This window comes from Micromonospora sp. C97, from assembly GCF_018070385.1.
In the GTDB taxonomy this organism is placed as follows: domain Bacteria; phylum Actinomycetota; class Actinomycetes; order Mycobacteriales; family Micromonosporaceae; genus Micromonospora; species Micromonospora parva.
The window spans coordinates 52,814-75,783 of the sequence record NZ_JAGPXU010000005.1; the positions used below are offsets into that span (position 1 = coordinate 52,814).

23 protein-coding genes are annotated in these 22,970 nt (G+C 68.0%); 12 read left to right on the plus strand and 11 right to left on the minus strand.

What is annotated here, in order from left to right; translation table 11 throughout:
- Positions 1-47 precede the first annotated feature (47 nt).
- Positions 48-1,043, minus strand: coding sequence for a hypothetical protein (locus KBX26_RS09935; RefSeq protein ID WP_247680435.1), 996 nt, complete (start codon positions 1,041-1,043; stop codon positions 48-50).
- 264 nt (positions 1,044-1,307) lie between these two features.
- Here KBX26_RS09935 and KBX26_RS33165 point away from each other — a divergent pair, with 264 nt between their 5' ends.
- A complete protein-coding gene (locus KBX26_RS33165) occupies positions 1,308-1,469 on the plus strand; it encodes a hypothetical protein (RefSeq protein ID WP_210865249.1) in 162 nt (53 codons plus the stop codon).
- Between the two features lie 133 nt (positions 1,470-1,602).
- Here the strand turns inward: KBX26_RS33165 and KBX26_RS09945 are convergent, their stop codons facing one another.
- The 5 genes from KBX26_RS09945 to KBX26_RS09965 form a co-directional block, all read right to left on the minus strand.
- The gene (locus KBX26_RS09945; protein WP_210865250.1) at positions 1,603-2,511 is read right to left on the minus strand and encodes an alpha/beta fold hydrolase; all 909 of its coding nucleotides are present in this window, start codon (positions 2,509-2,511) and stop codon (positions 1,603-1,605) included.
- Positions 2,504-2,971 (minus strand): hypothetical protein, encoded by a 468-nt coding sequence (locus KBX26_RS32210; RefSeq protein ID WP_247680436.1) that lies wholly within the window; start codon positions 2,969-2,971, stop codon positions 2,504-2,506. Before KBX26_RS32210 ends, KBX26_RS09945 begins: the two co-directional genes overlap by 8 nt.
- 442 nt (positions 2,972-3,413) lie before the next feature.
- Positions 3,414-4,145 (minus strand): methyltransferase domain-containing protein, encoded by a 732-nt coding sequence (locus tag KBX26_RS09955; protein ID WP_307857782.1) that lies wholly within the window; start codon positions 4,143-4,145, stop codon positions 3,414-3,416.
- 393 nt (positions 4,146-4,538) lie between these two features.
- Entirely contained in the window at positions 4,539-5,684 is a 1,146-nt protein-coding gene (locus tag KBX26_RS09960) for a hypothetical protein (RefSeq protein ID WP_210865251.1), read from the minus strand.
- Entirely contained in the window at positions 5,681-6,253 is a 573-nt protein-coding gene (locus KBX26_RS09965; RefSeq protein ID WP_030328480.1) for an RNA polymerase sigma factor, read from the minus strand. Before KBX26_RS09965 ends, KBX26_RS09960 begins: the two co-directional genes overlap by 4 nt.
- Before the next feature lie 272 nt (positions 6,254-6,525).
- Here KBX26_RS09965 and KBX26_RS09970 point away from each other — a divergent pair, with 272 nt between their 5' ends.
- Together KBX26_RS09970 and KBX26_RS09975 are read left to right on the plus strand one after the other, a co-directional pair.
- Positions 6,526-6,966, plus strand: a complete 441-nt coding sequence (locus KBX26_RS09970; RefSeq protein WP_210865252.1) for a hypothetical protein — start codon at positions 6,526-6,528, stop codon at positions 6,964-6,966.
- Positions 6,967-7,006: 40 nt separating this feature from the next.
- Positions 7,007-8,377: a glycoside hydrolase domain-containing protein gene (locus KBX26_RS09975; protein WP_307857783.1), complete on the plus strand. Its 1,371-nt coding sequence runs from the start codon at positions 7,007-7,009 to the stop codon at positions 8,375-8,377.
- A gap of 33 nt (positions 8,378-8,410) precedes the next feature.
- On the opposite strand, the gene KBX26_RS09980 is transcribed toward KBX26_RS09975, so the two are convergent.
- Both KBX26_RS09980 and KBX26_RS09985 read right to left on the minus strand, forming a co-directional pair.
- Positions 8,411-8,596 carry a hypothetical protein gene (locus KBX26_RS09980; RefSeq protein ID WP_247680437.1) on the minus strand — a complete coding sequence of 62 codons (186 nt, stop codon included), beginning with the start codon at positions 8,594-8,596 and terminating at the stop codon, positions 8,411-8,413.
- A 60-nt stretch (positions 8,597-8,656) separates the two neighbouring features.
- Positions 8,657-9,160: a hypothetical protein gene (locus KBX26_RS09985; RefSeq protein ID WP_210865253.1), complete on the minus strand. Its 504-nt coding sequence runs from the start codon at positions 9,158-9,160 to the stop codon at positions 8,657-8,659.
- A 230-nt stretch (positions 9,161-9,390) separates the two neighbouring features.
- Between KBX26_RS09985 and KBX26_RS09990 the strand changes: the two genes are divergently transcribed.
- The 3 genes from KBX26_RS09990 to KBX26_RS32215 all read left to right on the plus strand — a co-directional run bounded on the left by KBX26_RS09990 (position 9,391) and on the right by KBX26_RS32215 (position 12,116).
- Entirely contained in the window at positions 9,391-10,710 is a 1,320-nt protein-coding gene (locus KBX26_RS09990; RefSeq protein ID WP_210865254.1) for a hypothetical protein, read from the plus strand.
- A gap of 336 nt (positions 10,711-11,046) precedes the next feature.
- A complete protein-coding gene (locus KBX26_RS09995) occupies positions 11,047-11,592 on the plus strand; it encodes a hypothetical protein (RefSeq protein WP_210865255.1) in 546 nt (181 codons plus the stop codon).
- A 251-nt stretch (positions 11,593-11,843) separates the two neighbouring features.
- Positions 11,844-12,116 (plus strand): hypothetical protein, encoded by a 273-nt coding sequence (locus KBX26_RS32215; RefSeq protein WP_247680438.1) that lies wholly within the window; start codon positions 11,844-11,846, stop codon positions 12,114-12,116.
- Between the two features lie 461 nt (positions 12,117-12,577).
- On the opposite strand, the gene KBX26_RS10010 is transcribed toward KBX26_RS32215, so the two are convergent.
- Together KBX26_RS10010 and KBX26_RS10015 are read right to left on the minus strand one after the other, a co-directional pair.
- Complete coding sequence (locus KBX26_RS10010) at positions 12,578-13,864, minus strand: family 16 glycosylhydrolase (RefSeq protein ID WP_210865257.1); 1,287 nt, start codon at positions 13,862-13,864, stop codon at positions 12,578-12,580.
- A 68-nt stretch (positions 13,865-13,932) separates the two neighbouring features.
- Positions 13,933-14,991: an ROK family transcriptional regulator gene (locus tag KBX26_RS10015; protein WP_210865258.1), complete on the minus strand. Its 1,059-nt coding sequence runs from the start codon at positions 14,989-14,991 to the stop codon at positions 13,933-13,935.
- Between the two features lie 153 nt (positions 14,992-15,144).
- Between KBX26_RS10015 and KBX26_RS10020 the strand changes: the two genes are divergently transcribed.
- From KBX26_RS10020 to KBX26_RS10040, 5 genes are all read left to right on the plus strand, one after another.
- Positions 15,145-16,461: an ABC transporter substrate-binding protein gene (locus tag KBX26_RS10020; RefSeq protein WP_210865259.1), complete on the plus strand. Its 1,317-nt coding sequence runs from the start codon at positions 15,145-15,147 to the stop codon at positions 16,459-16,461.
- Entirely contained in the window at positions 16,454-17,344 is an 891-nt protein-coding gene (locus KBX26_RS10025; protein ID WP_247680439.1) for a carbohydrate ABC transporter permease, read from the plus strand. The genes KBX26_RS10020 and KBX26_RS10025 overlap by 8 nt, the downstream gene beginning before the upstream one ends.
- A gap of 58 nt (positions 17,345-17,402) precedes the next feature.
- The gene (locus tag KBX26_RS10030; protein WP_247680440.1) at positions 17,403-18,197 is read left to right on the plus strand and encodes a carbohydrate ABC transporter permease; all 795 of its coding nucleotides are present in this window, start codon (positions 17,403-17,405) and stop codon (positions 18,195-18,197) included.
- 10 nt (positions 18,198-18,207) lie between these two features.
- Complete coding sequence (locus KBX26_RS10035; protein ID WP_036410748.1) at positions 18,208-19,470, plus strand: Gfo/Idh/MocA family protein; 1,263 nt, start codon at positions 18,208-18,210, stop codon at positions 19,468-19,470.
- A 167-nt stretch (positions 19,471-19,637) separates the two neighbouring features.
- Positions 19,638-20,099: a barstar family protein gene (locus KBX26_RS10040; RefSeq protein ID WP_210865261.1), complete on the plus strand. Its 462-nt coding sequence runs from the start codon at positions 19,638-19,640 to the stop codon at positions 20,097-20,099.
- Between the two features lie 59 nt (positions 20,100-20,158).
- Here KBX26_RS10040 and KBX26_RS10045 read toward each other — a convergent pair whose 3' ends face one another.
- Positions 20,159-20,398, minus strand: coding sequence for a GNAT family N-acetyltransferase (locus KBX26_RS10045; RefSeq protein ID WP_307857784.1), 240 nt, complete (start codon positions 20,396-20,398; stop codon positions 20,159-20,161).
- A 463-nt stretch (positions 20,399-20,861) separates the two neighbouring features.
- On the opposite strand from KBX26_RS10045, the gene KBX26_RS10050 reads away from it, so the two are divergent.
- Positions 20,862-22,943, plus strand: a complete 2,082-nt coding sequence (locus KBX26_RS10050) for an MMPL family transporter (protein WP_307857785.1) — start codon at positions 20,862-20,864, stop codon at positions 22,941-22,943.
- Positions 22,944-22,970 lie beyond the last annotated feature (27 nt).

Here is a 22,970-nt window from a genome sequence, read left to right on the forward strand (position 1 = left end):
CCGGCGTCGGCCCAGCAAGCCCGGCGCCGGGTGCCGGCCTGCCGCTGCTAGAACCGCGCGGGTCGCCAGGACGGCCCCGCAATCTTCGGCGGTTTGGCGATCGTGGGGATGATGGCGTGCCAGGTGGCGTGCCAGGCGCTGGGAGGGAGCGCCAAGGTGGCACACACTTCGCCCGCCAATTCCCCAGGTCTGCGGCCATGCCACGGGGTGTCGACGAAGATCTGGTAGTCACCGTCGAGCTGCAAGGCGACCCGGAACAGCTCCTGATTGCCGTAGTCGTTGGCGACCCAACTGGGTCTCAGGCCGTAGGTGAGCAGCCGATCGCGGTCCATGTCCGTCAGGACATGTCGTCCGGCCGTACGCTCCGGCGTCTCCCACGAATGATCCGCAGCCACCCGCGCGACCTCAGCGTCGTACTCCGCAGCTGCGAAGGAGACACCCCGCATCATGGGCACCTCGAGCGACCAGTCCCAGTGCACCAGATCGCCGTCACGCACGATGATGACGTCCGTGGATCCACAGCCGTACACGCCGCACTCGCATCGGGCGATGGCAACGGTCCTCGGCTCAGGGGTAGCCGCGAGACGATTGGTGGGAACAAGGACGTCGTACGGGTCCATCCCGAGGCCTGCTCCGGCAGAGGTCATCTCCGTGCCGTTGACGTAGACCTGCACTTGGAAGCCGCCGCCTGCGTCGCCGGGCACCGGCGACACCTCCAGACGGAGAGAGTCGACTCCTGGTCGACGGACGACTCCTCCACCTGAGGCAAGGGTGAAGCCCGGGGGAACAGTGCCCGGACAGGGGATCCCAAGTTCCTCAAACGACTTGCCCACGAGATCACGGATATCCCAGGAAGAATCATTCACCGAAGCACCGGCGAGTTCACGCAGCGTCGGAGAGTCCAGCCCGTCGACCAACGCCTGACAAGCGGAATGGATCAGGTCCGCCAAGCCGTACCCGGTCTCGACGTTCCATTGCGCCACCGCGTCGTACAGGCGCTGCTCCGCGAACCCGCCGCCATTCTCAGTCACGCCGGTCATCATCCACGGCCCTTGAAAGAAACGCGCCATCATTTCACGTCTGCCGTCCTCGGGTCCGCCGCTCCTCACTCGACGGACAACCCGGGCCGTCGGTCCTGACGCCTCCGAGGTCACCGTTCAGGAAGCAGGGCCCCGGCAAAGTCGTCAGGTGATGCCGAGTAGAGCGAGTGGGCGGGTGCCGTCGCGGGCGTGGTGGCGGTTGGCGGCGGCGATGTTGGTGATGCCTGCGGCGCGTAGTGCGCGATGGCGGCGTTGCGGAGGACGGCCATGACCTGGGGTCTGGTGCCGGTGCGGATCTGGGAGCGGTCTTCGTCGTCGGTGACGTCCCGCACCCAGTGGACCCTGTTCTCGATGGACCTGTTGCCACGGATCCACCTGGTGAGTTTCGCCGGGATGGCCTCATGGACGTGGAGGTCGGTGATCGCGTAGACGGTCTCGGTGGTGCCCGGGTTCCATCCGCCACGCCGTCTCGACGGTGCGCCGAACCTCGGTCTCTCCCATGGCCCTCATGACCGCAGGCGGGTCCGACCTTCGCCAGGAGGCGGGCTCCTGCGAGTCACCCTCAGCTGTGAGGGCCGAGGAAGTCGGTGATGAGGGTAGCGAGCTCCTGTGGGCGTTCGGCGACCATCGCGTGGCTGGCGCCGGCGAGGTGCCACACCCGCAGAGACGGGTTGTCCACAGCGGCAAGCCGTTCGGCGGTGACCTTGCGATACGCCTCGTACAGGTCGTGGAACGGCTGTTGTTCGGGCAGGTCCTCGGTGGCGAGAACGAGCAGCAGCGGGCAGCGGACGTCGCCGTAGGCGGGCATCAGGTCGAGGGAGTCCATGGCATCCCGGAGCTGCCGGGTGAGGTCCGGGGCGGGCCGCAGCCGGCTGCGGCCGTCGTCGCCGGGCACAAGGTTGCGTTCGAAGGCCGCCGCCCAGTCGTCGGGTGCGGCGCCGTAGCGCTGGGCCATGGCTCGCTGCCCCGCAAGCATGGCGGCCACCTGTTCGGCGGTTAGTGGTTCGGCCAGCATCGCGGCCATCCCGTCGAAGACGGTCCGCAGCTTGGCAAGCTCGGTCTCGACCTGCTCCGGGTCCATCCCGGCGAGCTGGTCCGGACGGTTCAACGGCGGATTGCCGTCGAAGCTGACGGCACCGGGGCAATCCGGGTGACGCTGCGCCCAGAGGGTGGCGAGCATGCCGCCGAGGGAGACGCCGACCACCGCGGGTGAGGTGAGGCCGAGATGGTCGGTGACGGCGGCCAGGTCGGCCAGTACGTCGTCCCAGCGCCACGGGCCGTCTCCGGACCGGCCGTGACCGCGCAGGTCGACGGCGACCACCCGGTGGGTGGGGTGCAGGTGCTCGGCGAGGGTGGTCATCTGGGCGAGGTTGCCGCCGGCGCCGTGAAGGAGCAGCAGCGGTTGTCCGGGTCCGCCGACGTCGCGGATCGCGATGGGCACCGTCCCGGAGTCGATGATGGCCTCAGACACGTCGGGTTCCTTCCTTGAGCAGTCGGTCGCGTACCGAGGCGGAGCGCACGCCGCCTTCGGGGTGGCGGGCGAGCTTGTCGCGGGAGACCAGGTCGTGGACGCCCTGGCGGGTGATGCCGAGCATGGCGCCGGCCACTGTGTACGACACGGATTCGGCGGTCGGGTGGCCGACCCGTCGCGCGACGGCCTGGCCGAAAGGGCTGCGCCACCAGTCGATGGGTGGGTCGAACGGTCCGTCCCCCGGGTAGAGGGTGGAGATCGCGCGCATCACCACGCTGACGGCCGCCCGGTCGTCGCCGCTGACGATCGTGGTGGCCCAGGATCGGGCCCGCTCCCGGATGACGGCACGCAGCGGGTCGATGGCGTCGTGGCCGTCGACCAGGATTTCGAGGGGGTCGAGCAGCCGGATGTCGATCAACCGGATGAGATGCTCGGTCAGTTCCTCGTGGGTTGGCGACATGCTGCCTCCTCCGCTACTTGACACCCATTGTCAAGCGCTTGACGTCGAGTGTCAAGCATGATGGCGCGAACACGGTGGGCGGTTGACGGAACGGTTCAGCGCGGGCATGCCTCACTTCGGACAGATCAACAGGCGTAGGAACCTCGATGACCTTCTGAACCGGTCACGCCCGACCTGCTACCACCAAGAAGGACCCGTCTACGCCAACCACCTCAAGCCGAGCACCTCACGACTTTGCCGGAGCCCTGCTCCAGGAAGCCCTGCTCAGATCTTCGCCAAGGGAATCGGTGTCGGACGATGGACTCGCGGGGGCTTCAGCCCGCGCACCCGTGACGCTCTGCGTCGATGAGGCGGTAGGACGCTTCGACCGAATCGGGGCCGTGGCGACGCGCTCGCCTGTGCGGGCGGATCGCGGCATGTGCGGACATTACCGGTGGTGCGGTCAGTGGTTTTCGGTGTAGTAGGAATGCACGGCGGGTTGTCCGGTGTAGTTGGCACCAGCGCGATCGTCGGCACCGAGGTAGCGGTACGGGAGGCGGGCGTCGCGGCGGCCGGTGCAGCTGATCCGGCGGCGACGGGAGTCGTAGGAGAACCCGGCGGCACGGAGTTGGGCGGTGAGGCGCCGCCCCGCGGGTCGCCCGTCAGGAAGCCGAATGCTGGACAGGTCCAGATCGGCCACGAGGCGGCCGGTGGGAGTCAGCCAGCCGGCCGCGCGGGTCAGGACGGCGAGTTTGTCTCCGACGTAGTGCAGTCCGTGCATACAGGTGATCAAATTGAACGTCCGCGTTGGTGCCCAGTTGACCACCGAGGCACAGATCAACTCCAGGTTCAGCGGTGGTGTGGGGACGGGATCGAAGGCGTCAACCAGGTCCACCCCGACGAGGACTGTCCGCTCGGTCAACCCTGCCAGCCGCAGTTCCCCGGCAGCCTGGATAAGCGCTCGACCGGTGCCGCAGCACAGATCCAACCAGCCAGCGGCTGCCAACGGCTCGGCTCGGCCGACGCGAACTGGGCCGGCGGCGAGAACGTCAAGAGGGTTGAACCCCAACTCCCGGGTGTAGCTGTTGACCCCGGAGAGCTGCCGCTCCCGGTTCATGACGCAGTTCGCCACCACCGCGGACTGCTCCAAGGCCTCGTTGCCAAGCAACTCGAAACTGGCGCGTTGGTCGACCACACCAACATCATCCCAGGATCAGTTCCTCAGGCCGAACCTCGACCAGCGGCATGAACGTGCCTGGTGTCCTGAGTGTGGGTGTCGGCGTGAGTGCCGTTCGTTGAGGCAGATCGCGCAGCCGTTACCGCCCAGGCACGTCGCCGCCATGGAACGCTAGGCCCGCCCGGTCCCGTCGACGCGGCCGAAAGGTGGTGAACGCGCTCGGCGACACCCCCATCGCGCTGTGCGACGTCGATCCCGCCGATAACGCTCAGTGCGACTCTGAAGCTCGCACAAGCCTCGTTTTGGTGGTGACCTCCTAAGAGGTCACCACCACAGGGCGCGCTGGTCAGGGCGTATACAGCGGGATCGGTACCCCGTCTGCCGGAACGCTGGTGGGTGGGAGTTCCCGGCCTACAGGTCGGCCTTCGTCACGCGGGAGGATTCGTACGTCGTGGAGGCCTGAGGGAGGCCCGGCACGGTGGAGACGTCCTTGACGAGCATGCCGGTCGTGGCGTCGATGGTCAGCACCTCGCCGCCCGTGCCGCCGAACACCTCGGGGCCGGCGGTGATCGTCAGCGTGGCCTTGCCGTGGGTGGTCGAGTTCTTGACGCTGACCGCGGAGATGGTGGACAGCAGACGCAGCACACCGGCCCGGACCTGCGTGTTGCCGTCGCCAGCGGACAGCGCTTGGGTGCTGTACGTCCACAGGGCGTTGTCGAAGTGCCGCTGAACGGCCTGAGGGCTGTACGGCTTCGGCTCGGCGTTGCCGCCCTTCTGCTTGATGATCACCTGGGCGTCCGCCTGCTGCTTGTCCCACACCGCCTTCTGCGCTGCGGGGTCGAGGCCCACCAGCGGATCGTTGGCTGCCTTGAGCATCTGGGTCCGGCCGTCGGCCGGGCTGCTGTCCGCCGCGGCGATGGCCGCCTTGAGGAGCGGAGCGTAGCCCCCGTCGGTCATCTGGTCCTGGTGACGGGCGATCGCACGCTTGATGTCCTTCACGCTGTTGCCCGTGTAGATCGCGTGACCATCGGTGTAAAGCGTGTAGACGACCTGCATGGTCTTCGTGCCGTGGACCTGCGTCGCCTTCACCAGCCACGCGTCGCCCGTCGACGGGGTGACCGTCTTGATGGACCCGGCCAGGGTCATCAGCGGCGTACGCTCGGCCGACCCGTCGACTGCGGTCGAGGCCGAGGTGGCGGCTGACGAATCCTTGCCGGCCTCCACGCCCCCGGTCGCCGGCGAGTTGAGCACCACAGCGACAACTGCCGCCGCGGCGGCGACCCCCACCCCGGCGCCGATGCCCCATCGGCCCGCGATGCCGATCCTGCGGCGGGGCTGAAGCGCCGGGCTGGATTCGTGGTCCCGCGTGGTTGTCGTCGTTTCCATGGTTGAAGTCGCCTCCATAGTCGTGTCCTCCGCTGAATTCGCACCCAGAAGCCGTCCGGTTCCGGGGTCGGCCATAGCCGCCCGCAGCACCGCCCGCGCCCGCTGATACGCCTCCGGGCGTAGTGGTTCCGCGCTGCCCAACGCACCGACCAGATCGAGCTCGTCGGTCATCGGTGTCTCTCCTTCGCGCTGTTGCGGTCCTTCAGAAGCGCGGACACCCCCGGGGCGTCGCGCAATGCCGTCCTGGCCTGGCTCAGCAACCGCCGCGCGGTGCCGGCCGGTATGCCGAGTGCCCGCGCGGCGTCGGCCGCGGTCAGGTCCTCCCAGGCGACGAGCCTCAGGACCTCCCGCTCTTCGGGTTTGAGCCGTGTCAGGGCCGACCGGAGCACCGCCCGGGCGTCCACGCCGAGGTCCACCGCCGACCACGGATCCCATCCAGTAGCCACGTCCGGCACGTCCGCGACCAGGTCCTCGGCCGGCCGGGACCGCCAGTAGCGCCGCAAGCGATTCAATGCCACCCCGTACAGCCACGGCCGCGCATCGTTGTACGACCGGTCGTACGATCGCCGCGACTCGAACGCCGCAACCCACACCTCGCCCAGGAGGTCCTCAGCCGCATCCCGCCCAACCCGGCGAACGAGGTACGAACCGACGGCGGCCTCATGACGCTCGACCACCTCCACGAAGGCGTCGACATCGCCATCCAGCGACCGGCCTATCAAATCCGCATCCGAAGCCATGGCCCTCCTCGGCAAAGTCCGCGCTTCACCCTGACATTGCCGATCAGGCGGGAAAGTGTTCAGGCCCCGAGGTCCGACGGCAAGCGGTCGCCCAGTAGCGACCTCTCGGCGGCGTGAGCGGCCGCGGTGCGGTCAGCGTGGGGCCCAGGCCAGGGCCGGGATTCGAAGTGAGGAGGTAGCGGCAGCGATGCTCAGGGTGAGTAGGTATGCGGACACTCACGGTCGGCGGGAGATCGCTAGCCTCGTAGTCCACCGAGCAGGGAGGGGCCAGCATGGCGGCGCTGGTCGAACACACCGAGCTGTACGTCGATGTCGACTATCGACTGTTCGCGATGATTGACGACAGCAACGACCGGCGCAACGCTCCACCCTCACCGCACGAGCTCGATCAATGGGTCAGCTCGGCGCCAGGCTACGTGGTGGTCGAGAACATCGACGACGCCGTGGTGCTGGGTAGCGTCACCAGGTTGGAGACCTGGGACGGGCCGGCCGACTTCGATCCGGCCGGCTGGGACCGCAGCCACGTACTCGAGGTGGTCTTCGAGTCGGGCGTCCTCGGGTTCTCCAGCGGCACGGCCGGCGGCATCGCCGACGCCTACCGCCTTCCGCCGGGCCGCCGATGGAGCGTACGGCTGGCCTGGCGCACCGAGGCGCCACCCGCTCCGGACGAGCTGCCGACCGCGTCGGTCCTCATCCAGTTCAGCCCGGCCTGAGCCGCCGGGCCGGCACTTCGCGGTCGGGCGGCCTGTCCCCGTGAGCTCGGCGCCGGGTCGGCGGCGACCCTCTATTGCTACTCATCGATTCATGGTAGAAATCTTTCGCACGGCCAGTTCTCAGGCAAGGATTTCTTCAGATGGAGGCGACGTGAGAGTCACTGCCGGGTGGCTGGCGAGTCTTACCGTTGCCGCGGTGATCGTGGCGCCCGCCGAGCCGATTGCTGCGGCCGCGACACCCACACAAGCATCAACTGCAGTGACGCCGCTGGCCACCGGCCCGCAACCCGGCACCTTCACCGGCCGGGGATTCGACACCTGTGCCGCTCCGTCCCAGACCACGATGAACGCGTGGCGGACCAGTTCGCCCTACGGCGCGGTCGGCATCTACATCAGCGGGGCCAGTCGCTCCTGTTCCCAGCCCAACCTCACCGCAAGCTGGGTGGCCAACCAGACCAGCAACGGATGGCGGCTGATCCCCATCGAACTGGGTTACCAGGCACCATGCGGCACCCGCACGCCGAAGATGTCCGCCGATCCCACCACCGCCCGGTCACAAGGCGTCTCCGCGGCCAACAGCGCCGCGAACGCCGCCCAGGCACTGGGCATCGGCGCTGCGAGCACCCTCTACAACGACATCGAGCAATACCCGTCGAACGCGTCGTGCCGGGCCGCCGTGCTGTCGTTCCTGTCCGGTTGGACCGAGCAGTTGCACGTACGGGGCTACCTCGCCGGCATGTACTCCAGCGGTTCGTCCGGCATCAAGGACGTCTGCGAGGCATACGACAACCCGAGCTACACGCGACTCGACCAGATCTGGATCGCCTGGTGGAACGGGGTGGCTGACACCGACGCCGGAAGCTACTGCGCCGATGCCCACTACGCGGACCAGCAGCGCATACACCAGTACGCCGGAGAGGTCACCGAGACGTGGGGTGGCGTCACGATGAAGATCGACCGCAACTACCTCGACGTGAGGGTTACGCAGACCCCGCCGCCGCAGTGGACCACGACCATCGACAACAGCACCTCGGGCGGCTTCACCGCGAGCACCGAATGGGGCACGTCGGCCTACTCCGGCCAACGGTTCGGCACCGACTACCGGTTTACCAGTCCGGTGTCGTCCAGCGACGTCGCCTGGTTCCGGTCGACCATCCCGGCGACCGGAAGCTATGAGATCTCAGTCTGGTACCCCGCCGACGCGGGCTACAACAACCAGACGCCATACCTTGTGGAGACAACCACAGGCAGCAGGTCCGTCCTCGTCAATCAGCGGATCAACGGCGGTAGGTGGGTCTCGATCGGCGTGTTCACGCTGGCGGCCGGCACGGGCAACAAGGTCGGCGTGAGTCGCTGGACCAGCGGCACCGGACTCGTGGTCGCCGACGCGGTACGGATCACCCGGGTCTGAGCTAGCTCACTTGCCCCTCGGCGAGCAGCGCGGTCACGGCCCGAACTGCCGGCGCCGCAGCCGTCTCCGGGAGAAACCCCAATGCAGCACCGCCATGTCGACGTGGCTCAGCGCGGCCTCCCGGGCCTCGGCGTCACCGAACTCCAGCGCGGCCAGGTGGCCCGGGGTGTCAACAGCCGGGCCGTACGCATGCCCGAGCCGACTCCAGTCAACCGTCATCGCCACATCCGCCGCAGTTCGCCGGAAGGCCGGAATCGCTGCACCTTCCACACCACTCGATCAACCAACTCTGGGTGGCTGGTCGCGGCGAAACCAACTGCGGACCTCGGGGCGGGTGGCCAGGAAGAGCAGCGCGACCACCACGAGCGCCTTCGCGACGTTGACCGCTCGCACCCACCAGGGGAACGGCTGAAACAGGGTCAGGCCAGTGCCGAGCAGCACGATCATCGAAATGAAGATCACCTGCCGGTACGCCTTGCGCCGGCCCGACCGGAGCCCGCCCATCACCACCAGGTAAGCGAGTGCGACCAGCGCCACGGGCAACACGTGCGACCACACCGAGGAGCGCAGTTCCTCCCGAGCGGTAACCAGGTCAGTGCCGGCTGGCACATCGAGGTGGGCGAGCTGGTAGTCCAGCAGATGTTCCTGGAACACCAGCATCAGACCGGCGAGCAGGGCGCTCAGGGCCAGGTTGGCCAGCATGAGCACGATCATGCGACGCACCTGGGGCGGGGTAGCCGTGGCGGCGTCGGGAACGGTGGCGTCGGTATCCGGTGTCGTCATCGGCAGGGATCAGATCACACGACGGGCTCCTACGCTGCCCCCGTCTCCCGTCGCACCGCTGACGGTCTCGCAACGCGTCGGGACTGGGCTGACGACGGGCACGATCTTATTCAGCGCCGCCAGCGGCCGGTGTGCTGACGTGGCCCCCACGGTGGGAGCTGTGCTGCTCACCCTGCTATCGCAACAAATTCATTGAGGCGGGGGAACCCGCGGGTTCATTCTGTCTCGCGATGGGCTGTGAAAACGACGGCTGCTCGCACGAGTGGCACTACGCGCCGTACCGCACCGGGCTGGGCGCGCTGCAGCGCGGCCAGGGTTCCGCAGTGGCCTGGCTGCAGGGCCGTCCGGATCACGGGCACATGGTTTACACCTGTACCACTCGCGACAACCGGTGGGACTGGCAGGTCGACGACCGCTACACGTACCTGGCTCGGCTGCTACACGACCTGCGCCTCGACCCAGCCCCACTGGTCGCGCAGCTTCGCGCCTGCGGCCCGTACCGCCCCTGGCCCCACACGGACCCGACCGATGACGACAATCAGTTCAACCTTGCTGTTGGCATCTTGGAGGCGCTCGCCCGCAAAGGAAACACGCAGGCGCACGAAACGCTGCGCGGATACGTCCGTGACGGCGTCCGCTGGATCGATGCAATGACAACGCTGGCCTCCAGTTGGCCGACGGAGTGGTGGGACGACCTGTGGGAGACCGCAGCCACGCGTATCAGGCCCGAAGATGTGGCCGAGATACTGCCGACCTCTGAGCCATGGCTGCGCTGGCGGGGTCGGGATCCGAAGATCGACAGCGTGTTGAACGCCGCGCAGCGCAGCCGAAAGGACGCTCAAGGTCGCCGGGTCGACCTCTCGACCACCAGTGAGGCCGAACTGATCGCGCTCCTCCAGGCCCCGGACACCGGCCGGGCCGTGAAGGTGACCGCACTGCACCAGATCCGTCGCAGAGCACGGCCCGTACCGGAATTGCTCGACGCGGTCGAGCAGTTGGCCGCCGAACGGCAAGCCGGACTGTTCGGTGCGCTCCGTGTCCTCGGCCCGCAGGTCCTCCCGGCTGCGCGAGGCTGGGCTGCCGACCCCGAACACCCGCTGTTCGACGCGGCCGCACACCTCCTCGCCGAGCACGGCGAGGAGCAGGACATCCCGTCGATCCTCGCCGCACTCGACCGGCTCACCGACGAATGGTGCGGCCACGACCGACTCACCGAAGGCCTGGCCCGGATCCTCACCAGTTCCCCATCAGCCTCCCAGGCCGACCTGCGGACAACAGTGATCCGCCGGCTGCGCCGACTGACCATCGCATCGCCACACAGTTACGAGCGACGCAGCTACCTGCATAGCCTGCTGCTTCTCGATCCGGACAAGACAACTACGGTGCTGCCGTCTTATCTCCTCGACTGTGAGCCGGACGTCCGGCTGTTAGCCGCTCAGCACACCCCACTCACCGACCAGACGCGGCGCTGGCTGCTCACGCTACGCGACGACCCTATCGAGGAAGCAAACGTGCGTCAGGCCGCAGCCGCGCGCATCAACGGAAGCTGAAGCCGCCCACACACTTAATTCGCTTCACAACCCGACGATCCTTACGAAGAGCGCCGGAGCGATCATCGGCCCACTGGCATGTGCGGACGTCGCACTACCCCACCAGTCGACACAGAGCATCCCGCTGCTCCCACCCTGCTCCCCCTGAACCAGGCTCGCACTGAAGCCGTCGACCGTCACCCCGGTGCAACGTCAGACCGACGAACTGCTGCGGCACGGCACCGAATTTCCATTCCGGAGGGAGTACGTGGCCCTAGGGATGGCTAGGTAGTTCTACTCATCCATCGGTTGGCAGCGATGGGAAGGATGGCTCGCATGCGAAGGACACTGATTGTGATGACGGCCGTGATCCTGGGGCTGGTGGCGGCGAACGGGCCGGCGGGGGCACAGCAGCGGGGGATCCCTGACCGGGTCATGTTGCAGCCGGACGATCTCGGCGGGGCCGCGCCGGGGCCGGTGGAGGACGGGCTGGTGTGGCCGCTGCTACCCCAGCCGTGCGCGGACACGCCGGTGCCGCAGCCGGTCGTGTCCCGCACTGAGGCGGCCGATCTCGGTACCCGATTTCGGATCTACGAGAACGTCGCCCGGTACCGCGGCGACGGGGCACACGCATACATCACCGAACTGAAGGCGCAGCTCGCCCGGTGCGGGGTGGGCGGCGACGACGAGGGCTTCGACCCGATCGCCGAGGACCACCTTGGGCCGGACACGGTGCTGTTCCTCGGCACCTACGACGAGGGCGACCGCTACGTCGGCTATGTCGCCGCGGCAGTCGGCCACTACGTGGTGGTGGTCATGATGTCGGACTCGTACCTGGGGACGGCCGACCTGACCACGTTGAACGGGCTGGCCAGTGCCGCGATGAGCCGAGCGGCGGCGTGACGCGTGGAGGCCGGCCATCTTGAGAGGGCCGGCCTCTCGCCACGGGCAGCGTGATCGGATGTGCCAGCTCATCCACTACCGTCCGGGCTGTGGCAGCCACAGCAGCGGGAGCGTTTCGTCGGACGCCGATTGAGCGGTCAGACCAGCGAGTCGCATGGGACCGAACGGACCAGGCCTTCTTCGCTGCCGGTGCCTGTCACATCCTCGCCTGGGTCTGCCGGGAATCCTATTCGGACAGAACTATTGAGATAGTGGCCGTGCGCCTCCCGGGTCAGCCACAGGTCTTCCACACCTATGCGGCCTGGGACGGTTGGGCGTTCGACCATTCAGGCTGGAATCCCGAACCGCAGCTGCTGGCGGTCAACGCAGACTTCGAAGGCCAACCCCTGGAGCGCCTCAAGATCACAGAAGGTCTCGCTGAGTTCTGCCAGAAGCACCACCACCGCACGCCGGACCAGTACTGGCATGACCCGCGCCCCCGCGCCCGCGACTACATCGGCCGATACATCCCACCCTGGGCATAGCCCTTACCCAGGTGCTCGCCTCAACAACGCAGGTCTCCCGAACGGAGCCCAGCTACGCTTGGGCGTAGATTCACGGCCGTTCAGGGCATCCCGCTGATCCCACCCTGCTCCCCCTGGACCCACCTCCGGGCGCGGCGCTCGTCCTCTACACCGACGGACCGGTCCAACGCCGCAACGAACTGATCGACACCGACATCGAGCGCGTCGCCGACGGCGTACGGTCCGGGCCGGCCGACGCGTTGTGCGACCACGTCATGGCCACCACCGCCGAGGAGCACCGGACGACGACATCGCCCTGCTCGTCATTCGCCGCCAACCATCACCCGACGAGACCACTCAGGCAGCCGACAGGCCGCCTCCAACACCCTGGAGGCGGCCTGTGAACTACGAGACCTGACAGTGGGCGAGGCTGATGTGCGGCCCTCGTCGATCCCACTGACGGACGGTTGGGTTACGGTTCGTCAGGAGACGGGTTCGAGATTCCACTGACTGGTCCACCAGTTGGCGGGCGCGGCGCCGTACTGGATGCTGCCGGTCATGTTTTCGGTATGGGCGTAGGTGCCCTTCCAACGGTTCTTCAGGCGCAGGCGGCCGTCGACGGGCTCCTGGGCCCACTGCGCCGACCAGTAGGTGCCGGGTACCGCACCGGTCTGCACGTTGCCGGTCTGGTTCTCCACGTGCAGGTAGTTGCCGGTGGCACGGTTCTTGAGCCGGACGTAACCGTCGACGTTCTCGACTGCCCACTGGGCGGACTGGTCGGTGCCGGAAGCGGCGACGTACCTGGCGGTGCCGCTGCCGTCGTCCTTGACGTACTGGCCGGTCTGCCGGTTCTTCAACCGCTGATAGGACACCGGGTAGCCGCCGTCCTTCTTGTAGACGCGCAGGTAGTCAACGCTCCAGGTCTTGGGCCAGACGTCGTTGTGCCGACCGGAGCCGGCATCGGTGTAGATGCCCATGATCAGCCCCATCGGCATGTTGGGGGCGTCGTTGATCGTCCGGTAGAGCTGGCCGTCGTAGTAGAACTTGATGTCGGTGGGCGTCCACTCCATGCCGTACGTGTGGAACTCGGTGGTGGGTGACCCGCTGGGGACGGGGGCGATCGACGCGTACGAGCTGGACAGGAAGTTCGGGTCGCCCCAGCCGTGGGCGGCGATCCGCCAGTTGTTCGGCTCGTTGAAGAACGTCTCGACCATGTCGACCTCGGGGTTGCGCGAGGCGCTGGAGGTGTCCCCGGTGCCGACCAGCCAGAGGGCCTGGTGGCCGCCGCCGCCGACGTTCGACTTCTTGGCGCGCAGCTCGACGTAGCCGTACTGGAACGTGTAGCCGTTGAAGTCGGGCTCGTGGTGGTTCAACGGCATCGAGCTGTTGAACTTGTGCCAGTAGTCCTTGTTGTAGGTCTGGATCGAGGAGATCTTGACCGTGCCGTCGTACTGCGGGTTCCACGCCGGGGTGTCGGCGTCGAGCCGCTGGGTGAGCACGCCGTCGGCGATCGTGTAGCGCGCCTTGGCACCCAGCTCGCGGTTGGCGGGGGAAGTCCAGTGCGGCAGGTAGTAGGGCAGCCAGCGGTTCGTGTCGAGGGTGCTGACGTCGAACTCTTCGGAGAAGTCGAACGTGTAGCCCGGCTTGGCGAGCGGGCTGGGCGGGGTGTCGTCGGCCTGCGCCGGCGGGGCGGTGACGATGCCGGCGAGGGTGACGCCGAGGATCATCGAGCTGGCTGCGGCTAGAACTCTTCGAAAGCGATGCGCCATGAGGGCACTCCCGGGGGGGGTAACGAAAGAAAAATTCTTTCGGAATATGCCGTTGAGCGCTACCGCTGTCAAGAGCCGTCAGTGAAGAGCTCCGCGCGGACCGCGTCCCGGGCGGTTTCGACCGCGCCGATGGCCACCGCGTCGTCTCCCAGCGCGGAGATCGCCAGGCCTGGCAACTCGTACAGGATCTCGGCGAGGTGGCGCCGCACCGGCTCCATCACCGTCTCGCCGGCACGCGCGACGCCCCCGCCCACCACGACCAACTGCGGGTCCATGGCGAGAACCATGGCGCCCACTCCCTCGGCGAGTGCTCGCGCGTAGTCGTCGACGGCCTCGACCGCGCGCTTGTCCCCCCGCCTGGCCTGCGCGAAGACCCACTCGCGGGAGTTCATGCCGGGAGCGACCCCCGCGTCGGAGAGCAGCTTGCGGGGTGCCGCCTCCCAGCCCAGGCCGGGGTGCCGGCCGATCTCTCCGGCAGCCCCCCGGCCGCCGCCGAACGGCCTGCCGTCCACCAGGACGCCGACGCCGAGGCGGTGCCCCGCATGCACGTACAGGACGTGGTCGACCCCCTGGGCGGCACCGACGCGGTGCTCGGCGAGGACCGCGAGGTTGGCGTCCTTGACGGCGCTCACCGGGCACTCCAGACGGGCGGTGAGTTCCTTGGCCAGCGCCGTGCCGGTCCAGTCCGGAATGGCCACGCTCAGCCGCACGACACCGTCGGCGATGATGCCTGGGGAACCGGCGCAGGCCGCCCACAACCGCGGCGTGCCGGCCGGCATCGTCCGTCGCAGCAGACTGACAGCGGCGTCGATGCGCCCGGCCGGGTCCAGAGCCGGGTCGATGGCGGTCCGAGCGGCCGCCACCTGCGCGCCGGCGAGGTCGGCGATCCGCACCGACACCGCGTGCGCCCCGATGTCGAGGCCGGCCACGATGCCCGCGTCCGCGGCGAAGCGGTACCGCTGCGCGGGTCGCCCCCCGGTCGGGGCGTTGTCGAATCCGTCCAGGACGAGGAGTCGAGACTCCACCAGTGAGGTCAGGATGCCCTGCACGGTGGGGCGGGACAGCCCGGTCTCGCGGGCGACACCGCTGATGGTCAGCGACGGCCCTTCGTAGAGTAGCCGCAGCACACGACGCGTGTTCAGGTGCCGTAAGGCGCTCTGGTCCCCGCCTGGAAGAGCATCTCCCACGGTCATTCGCTGCCCCTTGACGTGCGTTCGTCGACGGCTCACTATAGCGAACGCAAGTTTCCTTCGAAACTACTCCTGCCCAGGGAGACCCCCATGAAATCGATGACATCAGCGAAGAGTGCGCTCAGCGCGGCCGCCGTGCTCCTCGCGCTCGGAGCGTGCGCGCCGGGCAGTTCGTCGGACGGTGAGCCGGCCGCCGACGCCAACGCGGCGGTCCAGACCGGTGTGCCGGCCGGACCTGTGGAACTCAACCTGATCGCCACCCCCGAGTCGGGCGCCGCCATGAAGGACATCATCCCGGCGTTCCAGGCGAAGCACCCCAACGTCAAGATCAATTACGTCGACACCACGTACGACGACTACAACAAGTCACTCAACCTCGCGTTGTCCAGTGACACTTCGCCCGACATCGTGCTGCTCAATGCGGTGGGCACCACGGTCAAGGACCAACTGATCCTCAACCTCCAGCCCTACGCCAAGGCGTACGGCTGGGAGTCGGCGTACCCGGCCGGGCAGCTCAACCAGTGGCGGGTCGCCAAGGACGGCACCACCCTCGGGTCGGGCGACCTGTACGCGGCACCCGCGTCCTTCTCCCAGGTCGGTCTCTACTACAACAAGGCCACGTTGAAGAAGCTCGGCATCGACGCCGCTCCGGCCTCACTGGAGGACCTGGAGGCCGCGCTGGCCAAGGCCAAGGCCGGCGGTGAGACCCCACTGCAACTCGGCAACAAGGAGGGCCACGCCTCCTTCCCGATCCAGCTCATCGGTCAGTCCACGGACGGCCCGGCCGCGTACGCCAAGTGGGTCTTCGGCGAGGGTAAATCCACCTTCGACACCGCCGGGAACACCAAGGGCGCCCAGAGCATCACCGACTGGGGCACGAAGGGCTACTACTCCAAGGACGCCAATGGCATCGACCTGCAGGGTGCGGTGGACAAGTTCACCAAGGGCGACGGCGTCTTCTTCGTGGACGGTTCCTGGGACTCGAAGAAGATCGGCGACGCACTGAAGGGCGATGCCGGCTTCGTGCCGTTCCCCGGCCCCAAGGCCACCGCGATCGGTACCTCGGTCGCGTACGGGATCTCGCGGAAGTCGAAGAACGCGCAGGCCGCCGCCGCCTTCCTGGACTTCCTGCGCGGCCCGGAGGCTGCCAAGGCCTCGTTCGCGCAAGGTTTCCTGCCCTCGGACACCTCGACGGTGACCGCTGAGCCCGGCACCATCTCCGCCGACCTGATCGCCGCCTGGAACAAGGTCAACGCCGATGACGGGCTCATCGGGTTCAACAACAACGCCACAGCGACCATGAACGACACGCTGGTCGCCGAGACTCAGAAGCTGATCGCCGGCAAGGTCGACCCGGCCACGTTCATCCGGGCCGTCCAGTCCGACTGGGCCAAGACGCATGGCTGACAGCCTCGCGAATCGCGTGGCCGTCCGGGACCGCACCGTCGTCGCCCCCGCGACGCCGGTGCGGGCCCGGCGGTCGCGGGCACGACTCGTACCGCTGCTCTACACCGCACCGGCGCTGCTCTTCTACGCGGCCTTCGTGATCGCGCCCTGGCTGCACAGCCTCTGGATCTCGTTCTGGGACTGGAACGGGATCGGCGTCGCCACCTGGGCCGGGCTCGACAACTACCGGGAGATCCTCGCCGACCCGGCGCTACGGCTCTCCCTGGTCCACGCCTTCGGGCTGATCCTCTTCTACTCGGTCATCCCGATCTGCTTCGGCCTGGTGCTGGCGGCGCTCGTCGCGAACGTGCCCTGGAAGGGCATGCCCTTCGTCCGTACCGTGATATTCCTGCCGCAGATCCTTCCGCTGGTCGCGGTCGGCAGCGTCTGGAAGCTTTTCTTCGACGACGACGGACCGTTCAACGCGCTGCTGCGCGCGGTCGGCCTGTCCGACTTCACCCGCGCCTGGCTGGGTGACTTCACCTGGGCCTACCCCGCGGTCGGAGTCGTCGGGACCTGGGTCTCGACCGGGCTCTGCTTCCTGCTGCTGTACTCCGGAATCGGCAAGATCGATCCGGCTCTGTACGAAGCCGCCCGGCTCGACGGCGCCGGCGCGATCCACGAGTTCTGGCACGTCACAGTGCCGGGTCTGCGCCGGGAGATGTCGGTGGCCGCGACCGTCACCGTGATCGCCGCCCTGGCCAGCTTCGACGTCGTCTACGTGATGACCGCCGGCGGCCCCGGTGAGTCGACACTGGTGCCCGGTGTCGCCATCTACCGGCTGACTTCACCGCGGGGCAGGTCGGCACCGCCTGTGCGCTCGCCGTCGTCCTGTCCCTGCTGACCTGCGCGGTCATGTTCGCCCTCAACCGCCTCACCCGGGAGAAGACATGATCCGGTCGATGACCCGGTTGTCGCTGCTGGCCGCCACCGCCTCGGTGCTCGTCCCCTTCTACGCGATCCTCGCCGCGTCCCTGCAACCACAGGACAATCTCAGCCCGGGCCTCGCCTGGCCGTCGGACCCCCAGTGGCACAACTACGTCGACGCCTGGTCGACCGGCGGCTTCGCTGACCTCATGCGGTCCAGCCTGATCATCGCGCTCGGCGTCGTACCCCTCGCGCTGGTGCTCGCGACGCTCGCCGGATACGGGCTGGCGATGATGCGGCTAGCCGTCCGGGGGCCGATCTTCGCGTTGCTCATGCTGGGTCTGGCCCTGCCGTACGAGTCGATCGTCATCCCGCTCTACTACGACCTCAAGTCGATCGGACTCCTCAACACCTACTGGGCGGTCATCCTGCCGCTCATCGGGGCGTTCATGCCGTTCGGGGTGTTCTGGATGCGGAGCCACTTCGAGTCGCTGCCGCCAGAACTCACCGAGGCCGCCGAGATGGACGGCGCGACCAGCAGGCAGATCCTGCGCCAGGTCCTGCTGCCCACCGCCCGGCCGGCGCTCACCACCCTCGGCCTTCTCTACTTCATGTGGGCGTGGAACCAGTTCCTGCTCGCGCTGATCCTGATCCAGGACCCGGCGATGCGGACGGCGCCGTCCGGGCTCGGCAAGTTCATCCAGGCCTACGGCCGCAACATCCCGCTGCTCAGCGCCGGAACGATCATCGTCATCGTGCCAGTGGTCATCCTCTACCTCTTCTTCCAGCGCCACTTCGTCAAAGGCATCCTTTCCGGCGCCATCAAATAGGAGACACCTGATGTCCATCACACTGGCGATCGTCGGTGCCGGAGCGCGAGGCGCCGCCTACGCGCGGCTCGCCGTGGCCACCGCAAACGCCACGATCGCGGCTGTCGCCGATCCCGACCCCGCCCGCCGCATCACCCTGGCCGACGAGTTCGACGTACCCGCCGAGCGCCGGTTCGCCTCGTGGGAAGACCTCGCCGCACAGCCCCGGCTCGCCGACGCGGTGATCGTCGCGACCCCCGATCGCGCGCACGTCGAGCCGGTGGTGGCCTTCGCCGAGCGCGGCTACGCGATCCTGCTGGAGAAGCCGATGGCGCCGCTGCCCGAGCAGGCGGAACGCATCGTCGCCGCAGCCGTCGACAACGACGTCCTCCTCGCCGTTTGTCACGTACTCCGGTACACGCCCTACTCCCAGACGCTCAAGCGGCTGATCGACGCCGGGCGGATCGGTGCGATCGTCAGCATCGACCACCTGGAACCTGTCGGCTGGTGGCACCACGCCCACAGCTACGTGCGCGGCAACTGGGCGGTGGAGGCCGAATCCTCCTCGATGCTGCTCGCCAAGTCCTGCCACGACATCGACTGGCTCGGCCACCTCATCGGCCGGCCGGTCCGCCGGGTCTCCTCCTTCGGCGGCCTCGCCCACTTCCGGCCGGAGAACCGTCCGGCTGGAGCGACCGAACGCTGCGTCGACTGCCCGGTCGAACGATCCTGTGCCTACTCCGCGATCCGGATCTACGAACGGTTCCTCGGTGACCCCGTCCACGAGGCATGGCCGCTGGGCGTGCTCACCGACGATGTCAGCGCGGACGGCGTCCGCAAAGCCCTGGAGGACGGCCCGTACGGCGTCTGCGTCTACACAGGTCGCAACGACGTCGTCGACCACCAGGTGGTCAACCTCGAATATGAGGGCGGCAGCACCGTCGCTTTCACGATGACGGCCTTCACGGCGCTCGACTTCCGCAAGACTCGAATCTTCGGCACGCTCGGCAGCATCGAGGGCGACGGTCGCACCCTGCGGGTCCACGACTTCCTCACCGACACCGTCGAGACCATCGACCTGGATCCCGACGGCGACGCCTCGGCCGCCGACGGGCACGGCGGCGCCGACGCGGCACTCATCGAGGCGTTCATCGCGGCGGTCACCACCGGTGACCGCTCACTGGTCACCTCCGGACCCGAGGAGAGCATCTCCTCACACCGGGTCGTGTGGGCGGCGGAGCAGTCCCGCGCCACCGGCAGCGTCGTCGAGCTCATTCCCGCAACCCCGGTCTAGGGGTACGCCGCAAACCGCCGAACGACACCCCGGGGCGATCGACTCGCGATCGCCCCGGGAGCTGCGGGCCCCTGTCGACCGGTGGAACCGTCGATCAGCTCCCACAGGATGTCGGCGTGACCGGCATGCCGGAGCCTCATCGAACGCCGTCGCGTAGCTTGGGCTGAATGACGAGCAGCGGGCGGAACGACTCCGCCGATCACCTCGTGGTCTGCTCACGCACTGCCCTGGTCGAGCTGGCGGCGGTGTTACCCGCAACGGGCAGGTTCGTCGTCGCCCGACTTGACGGAACGAGGATGGCGGACGCGGACCTCGCCTTCTACGAGTTCTCCGACGCGCTGCTCTTCCCCGGTTACTTCGGTTGGAACTGGGACGCGTTGTCCGACTGTCTTCGTGATCTGAACTGGCTGCCCGCGGACGGGTACCTGATCGTCGTCGACAACGTGTCCCGGATGCTGTCGAGCAGCGCTGACGACCGGAACACGCTGTTCCGGATCCTGTCGCAGGCCGTGCGGCACTGGGCGTTTCCGGTCGGTCGGCCAGAGTTCACGGTGCTGCTGCTGTGCGACAGCGACGACGAGGCCGCACTGCTGCGGCAGGAGATCGCTCACGCGCTTCGCCAATCGTGACGCGCTTCGCACGTCGGCCCGGCCAACGCTGACCGCCAGGCTCATGCCTCGACGCCGCGCTACAGGTCCATCGCGTACACCCGGACCCGGCGGCCGGTGCCCGGCTGCACAGTCTCGCGATCCAACGACATGCCCAGCTTGACCATCACCCGAGCGGACGCCTCGTTGCCGACGACGTGAATGCTGACCAGCCGCCCGAGGTCGAGCTCGGCACGAGTGCGCGCGACGACCGCCTGGGCCGCCTCGGTGGCCAGGCCCCGACCCCAGTGCGTACGGCCGAGCCGGCAACCGATCTCCACTGCCGGCATGATCTCGGGCAGGAGTGAGAGACGACGACCTGCCGATTCGGATCCTGTGCACGTGATCCGGTCCGCGGACCTGCCGCGTGAGGGTCGTGTGCTTCTGCTCGGCCTCGCCGACCGCGCAGATGTCCGCGACGCCGCGGCCGCGTGGACCGGACGGTCAATACCGTCGCCACCCGCACGGACCGGATCGACGTCGACGCCTAGCTTTTCCGGCCCGACGGCTGCGTCGCCCGGGCCTTGCCCACCGCGCAGGATCTGGACCCCGCCACGCTGGTGCGTGCGCTCGGCATCTGGCTCGGCCATTCGGCCTGACCGGCGCATTAACGGTCGTCTCAGATTCGCTCGGTACGAAGTCGGCATCAGATAAGCGATGTGACCCGTATGGAGGAAACTAGTGATGGCAGTCAATGCAGCACCGCCCGGGGAAGCACCGGCCGGTCGCTTGGCAGGCCGGTGGGTGCCATGGTTGGTGATCGGGTTGTGGGTGGCGCTGGCGGCGGTCATGGTGCCGCTGAGCGGGAAGTTGAGCTCGGTAACCACCGACAGAGCCGTGGACACCCTGCCGGCCAGCGCCGAGTCCACCAAGGTGGCCGTGCTGGAGGACAGCCTCCCCGGCGGTGAGGACAACACGTTCGTCTTCGTGTACCACCGAGCCGGCGGCATGACCGACGCCGACCGCGCGTCGGTCGAGCGTCACCACGACACCCTTGCCAAGCGGTACCCGCCGAAGGCGACGGCGGCGGGCGGCGAGGACGACGAGGACTCAGCGACGAAAACCTCCACCGACGGCAAGGCGATGATGTTCACCCTCGACGTGAGCACGACCTACGGCGCACCCGAGACCATCGTCGGCCCATTGCGTGAGGCTGCGAAGGACCGCCCCGCCGGCCTGGAACTCGACGTGACCGGACCCGCCGCGGTCGACGGCGACATGGACGCCGTCTTTGACGGCATCGACCTGCAGGTCTTCCTCACCACCGTCGTCGTCGTCACGCTCCTGCTGATTCTCACCTACCGCAGCCCGGTGTTATGGCTCATCCCGCTCATGGCTGTGGGCGCGGCCGCACTGACCGCGATGGCGACCGTCTACCTGCTCGTCAAGGGCTTCGGCATCGTGATCAACGACCAGAACTCGGCGCTGCTGACGATCCTGGTATTCGGCGTCGGCACGGACTACGCGCTGTTGCTCATCGCCCGGTACCGGGAGACGCTGCACCACCACGAGAACGTCCGGGTCGCGATGGTCCACGCGCTACGCGGCGCGGCGCCGGCCATCGTCGCGTCCGCGGCCACCGTGATCGCTGGCCTGCTCTGCCTGCTCGTCGCCGACCTGAACAGCACCAGCGGGTTGGGCCCGATCGGCGCGGCCGGCATCCTGTGCGCGCTGGTGGCCATGCTGACGCTGTTCCCGGCGGTGCTCGTGGTGCTCGGCAGGCGGATCTTCTGGCCGGCCATCCCGCGGTTCGACACGGCCGTCCAGGAGAAGCCGGGGCTGTGGGGACGGCTCGGCACCGCCATCAGCCGCCGACGGTGGGTGGCGACGCTAGGCTCGCTCGGAGTCCTCGGCGTGCTCGCCATCGGGCTGGCGGGCAATACCGGCGCCCTCCGGGAGCAGGACCAGTTCCTGTCCGCGCCGGAGTCGGTCACCGGCTTCAGCGTCCTCCGCCAGCACTTCCCGGAGCTCGGCGGCCAGCCGATGACGATTTTCACACGGCCGGCGTACCAGGAGCGGGTGCTCGACGTCGTCCAGGGCACTCGCGGTGTGGCCTTGGCCGTCCCGGGGCAGACCAGCGGAGGGTGGGCCGACATCTCCGTGTTCCCAACCGACGCGCCGGACACCGCCGCGGAGTACGACACGATCAAGCGGGTGCGTACCGCCGTGCACGCGGTGAACGGGGCGGAGGCGATCGTCGGCGGGCCGAGCGCGGAAAACCTCGACACCGAGGTCACCACCACCCGCGACGAGAAGCTGGTGATCCCGCTGGTGCTCATCGTCGTCCTGATCGTCCTCGGGCTACTGCTCCGAGCGATCGTGGCCCCGCTGGTCCTGATGGCGACCGTGATCGTCTCATTCGCCGCAGCCTTCGGCGGCAGCGTGTTCGTCTTCGACACGATCCTCGGGTTCAAGGGCGTCGACTATTCGGTGCCGCTGCTGGCGTTCCTGTTCCTGGTGGCGCTCGGCATCGACTACAACATTTTCCTGACCAGCCGGGCTCGGGAGGAGACTGTGCGTCTCGGCACCGGAGAGGGCATGCTCAAAGCCCTCGCCGCCACCGGTGGCGTCATCACCTCGGCGGGGTTGGTCCTAGCGGCCACGTTCGCGGTCCTCGCCTCACTTCCGCTGGTGATGCTGATCGAGGTCGGGTTCCTGGTCGCCTTCGGCGTGCTGCTCGACGCCTTACTGGTGCGGTCGGTCCTGGTGCCCGCCCTCACGCTGCTGATCGGCCGGCGGATGTGGTGGCCGAGCCGGTTGTCCCGACCGGTGGAGCTGCCGGCCGATCAACGGCCGCTCGTGGAGGGAACCGCGCCGCAACGGTGAGCGCGGCGGCACAGTCGAGATCCGGGG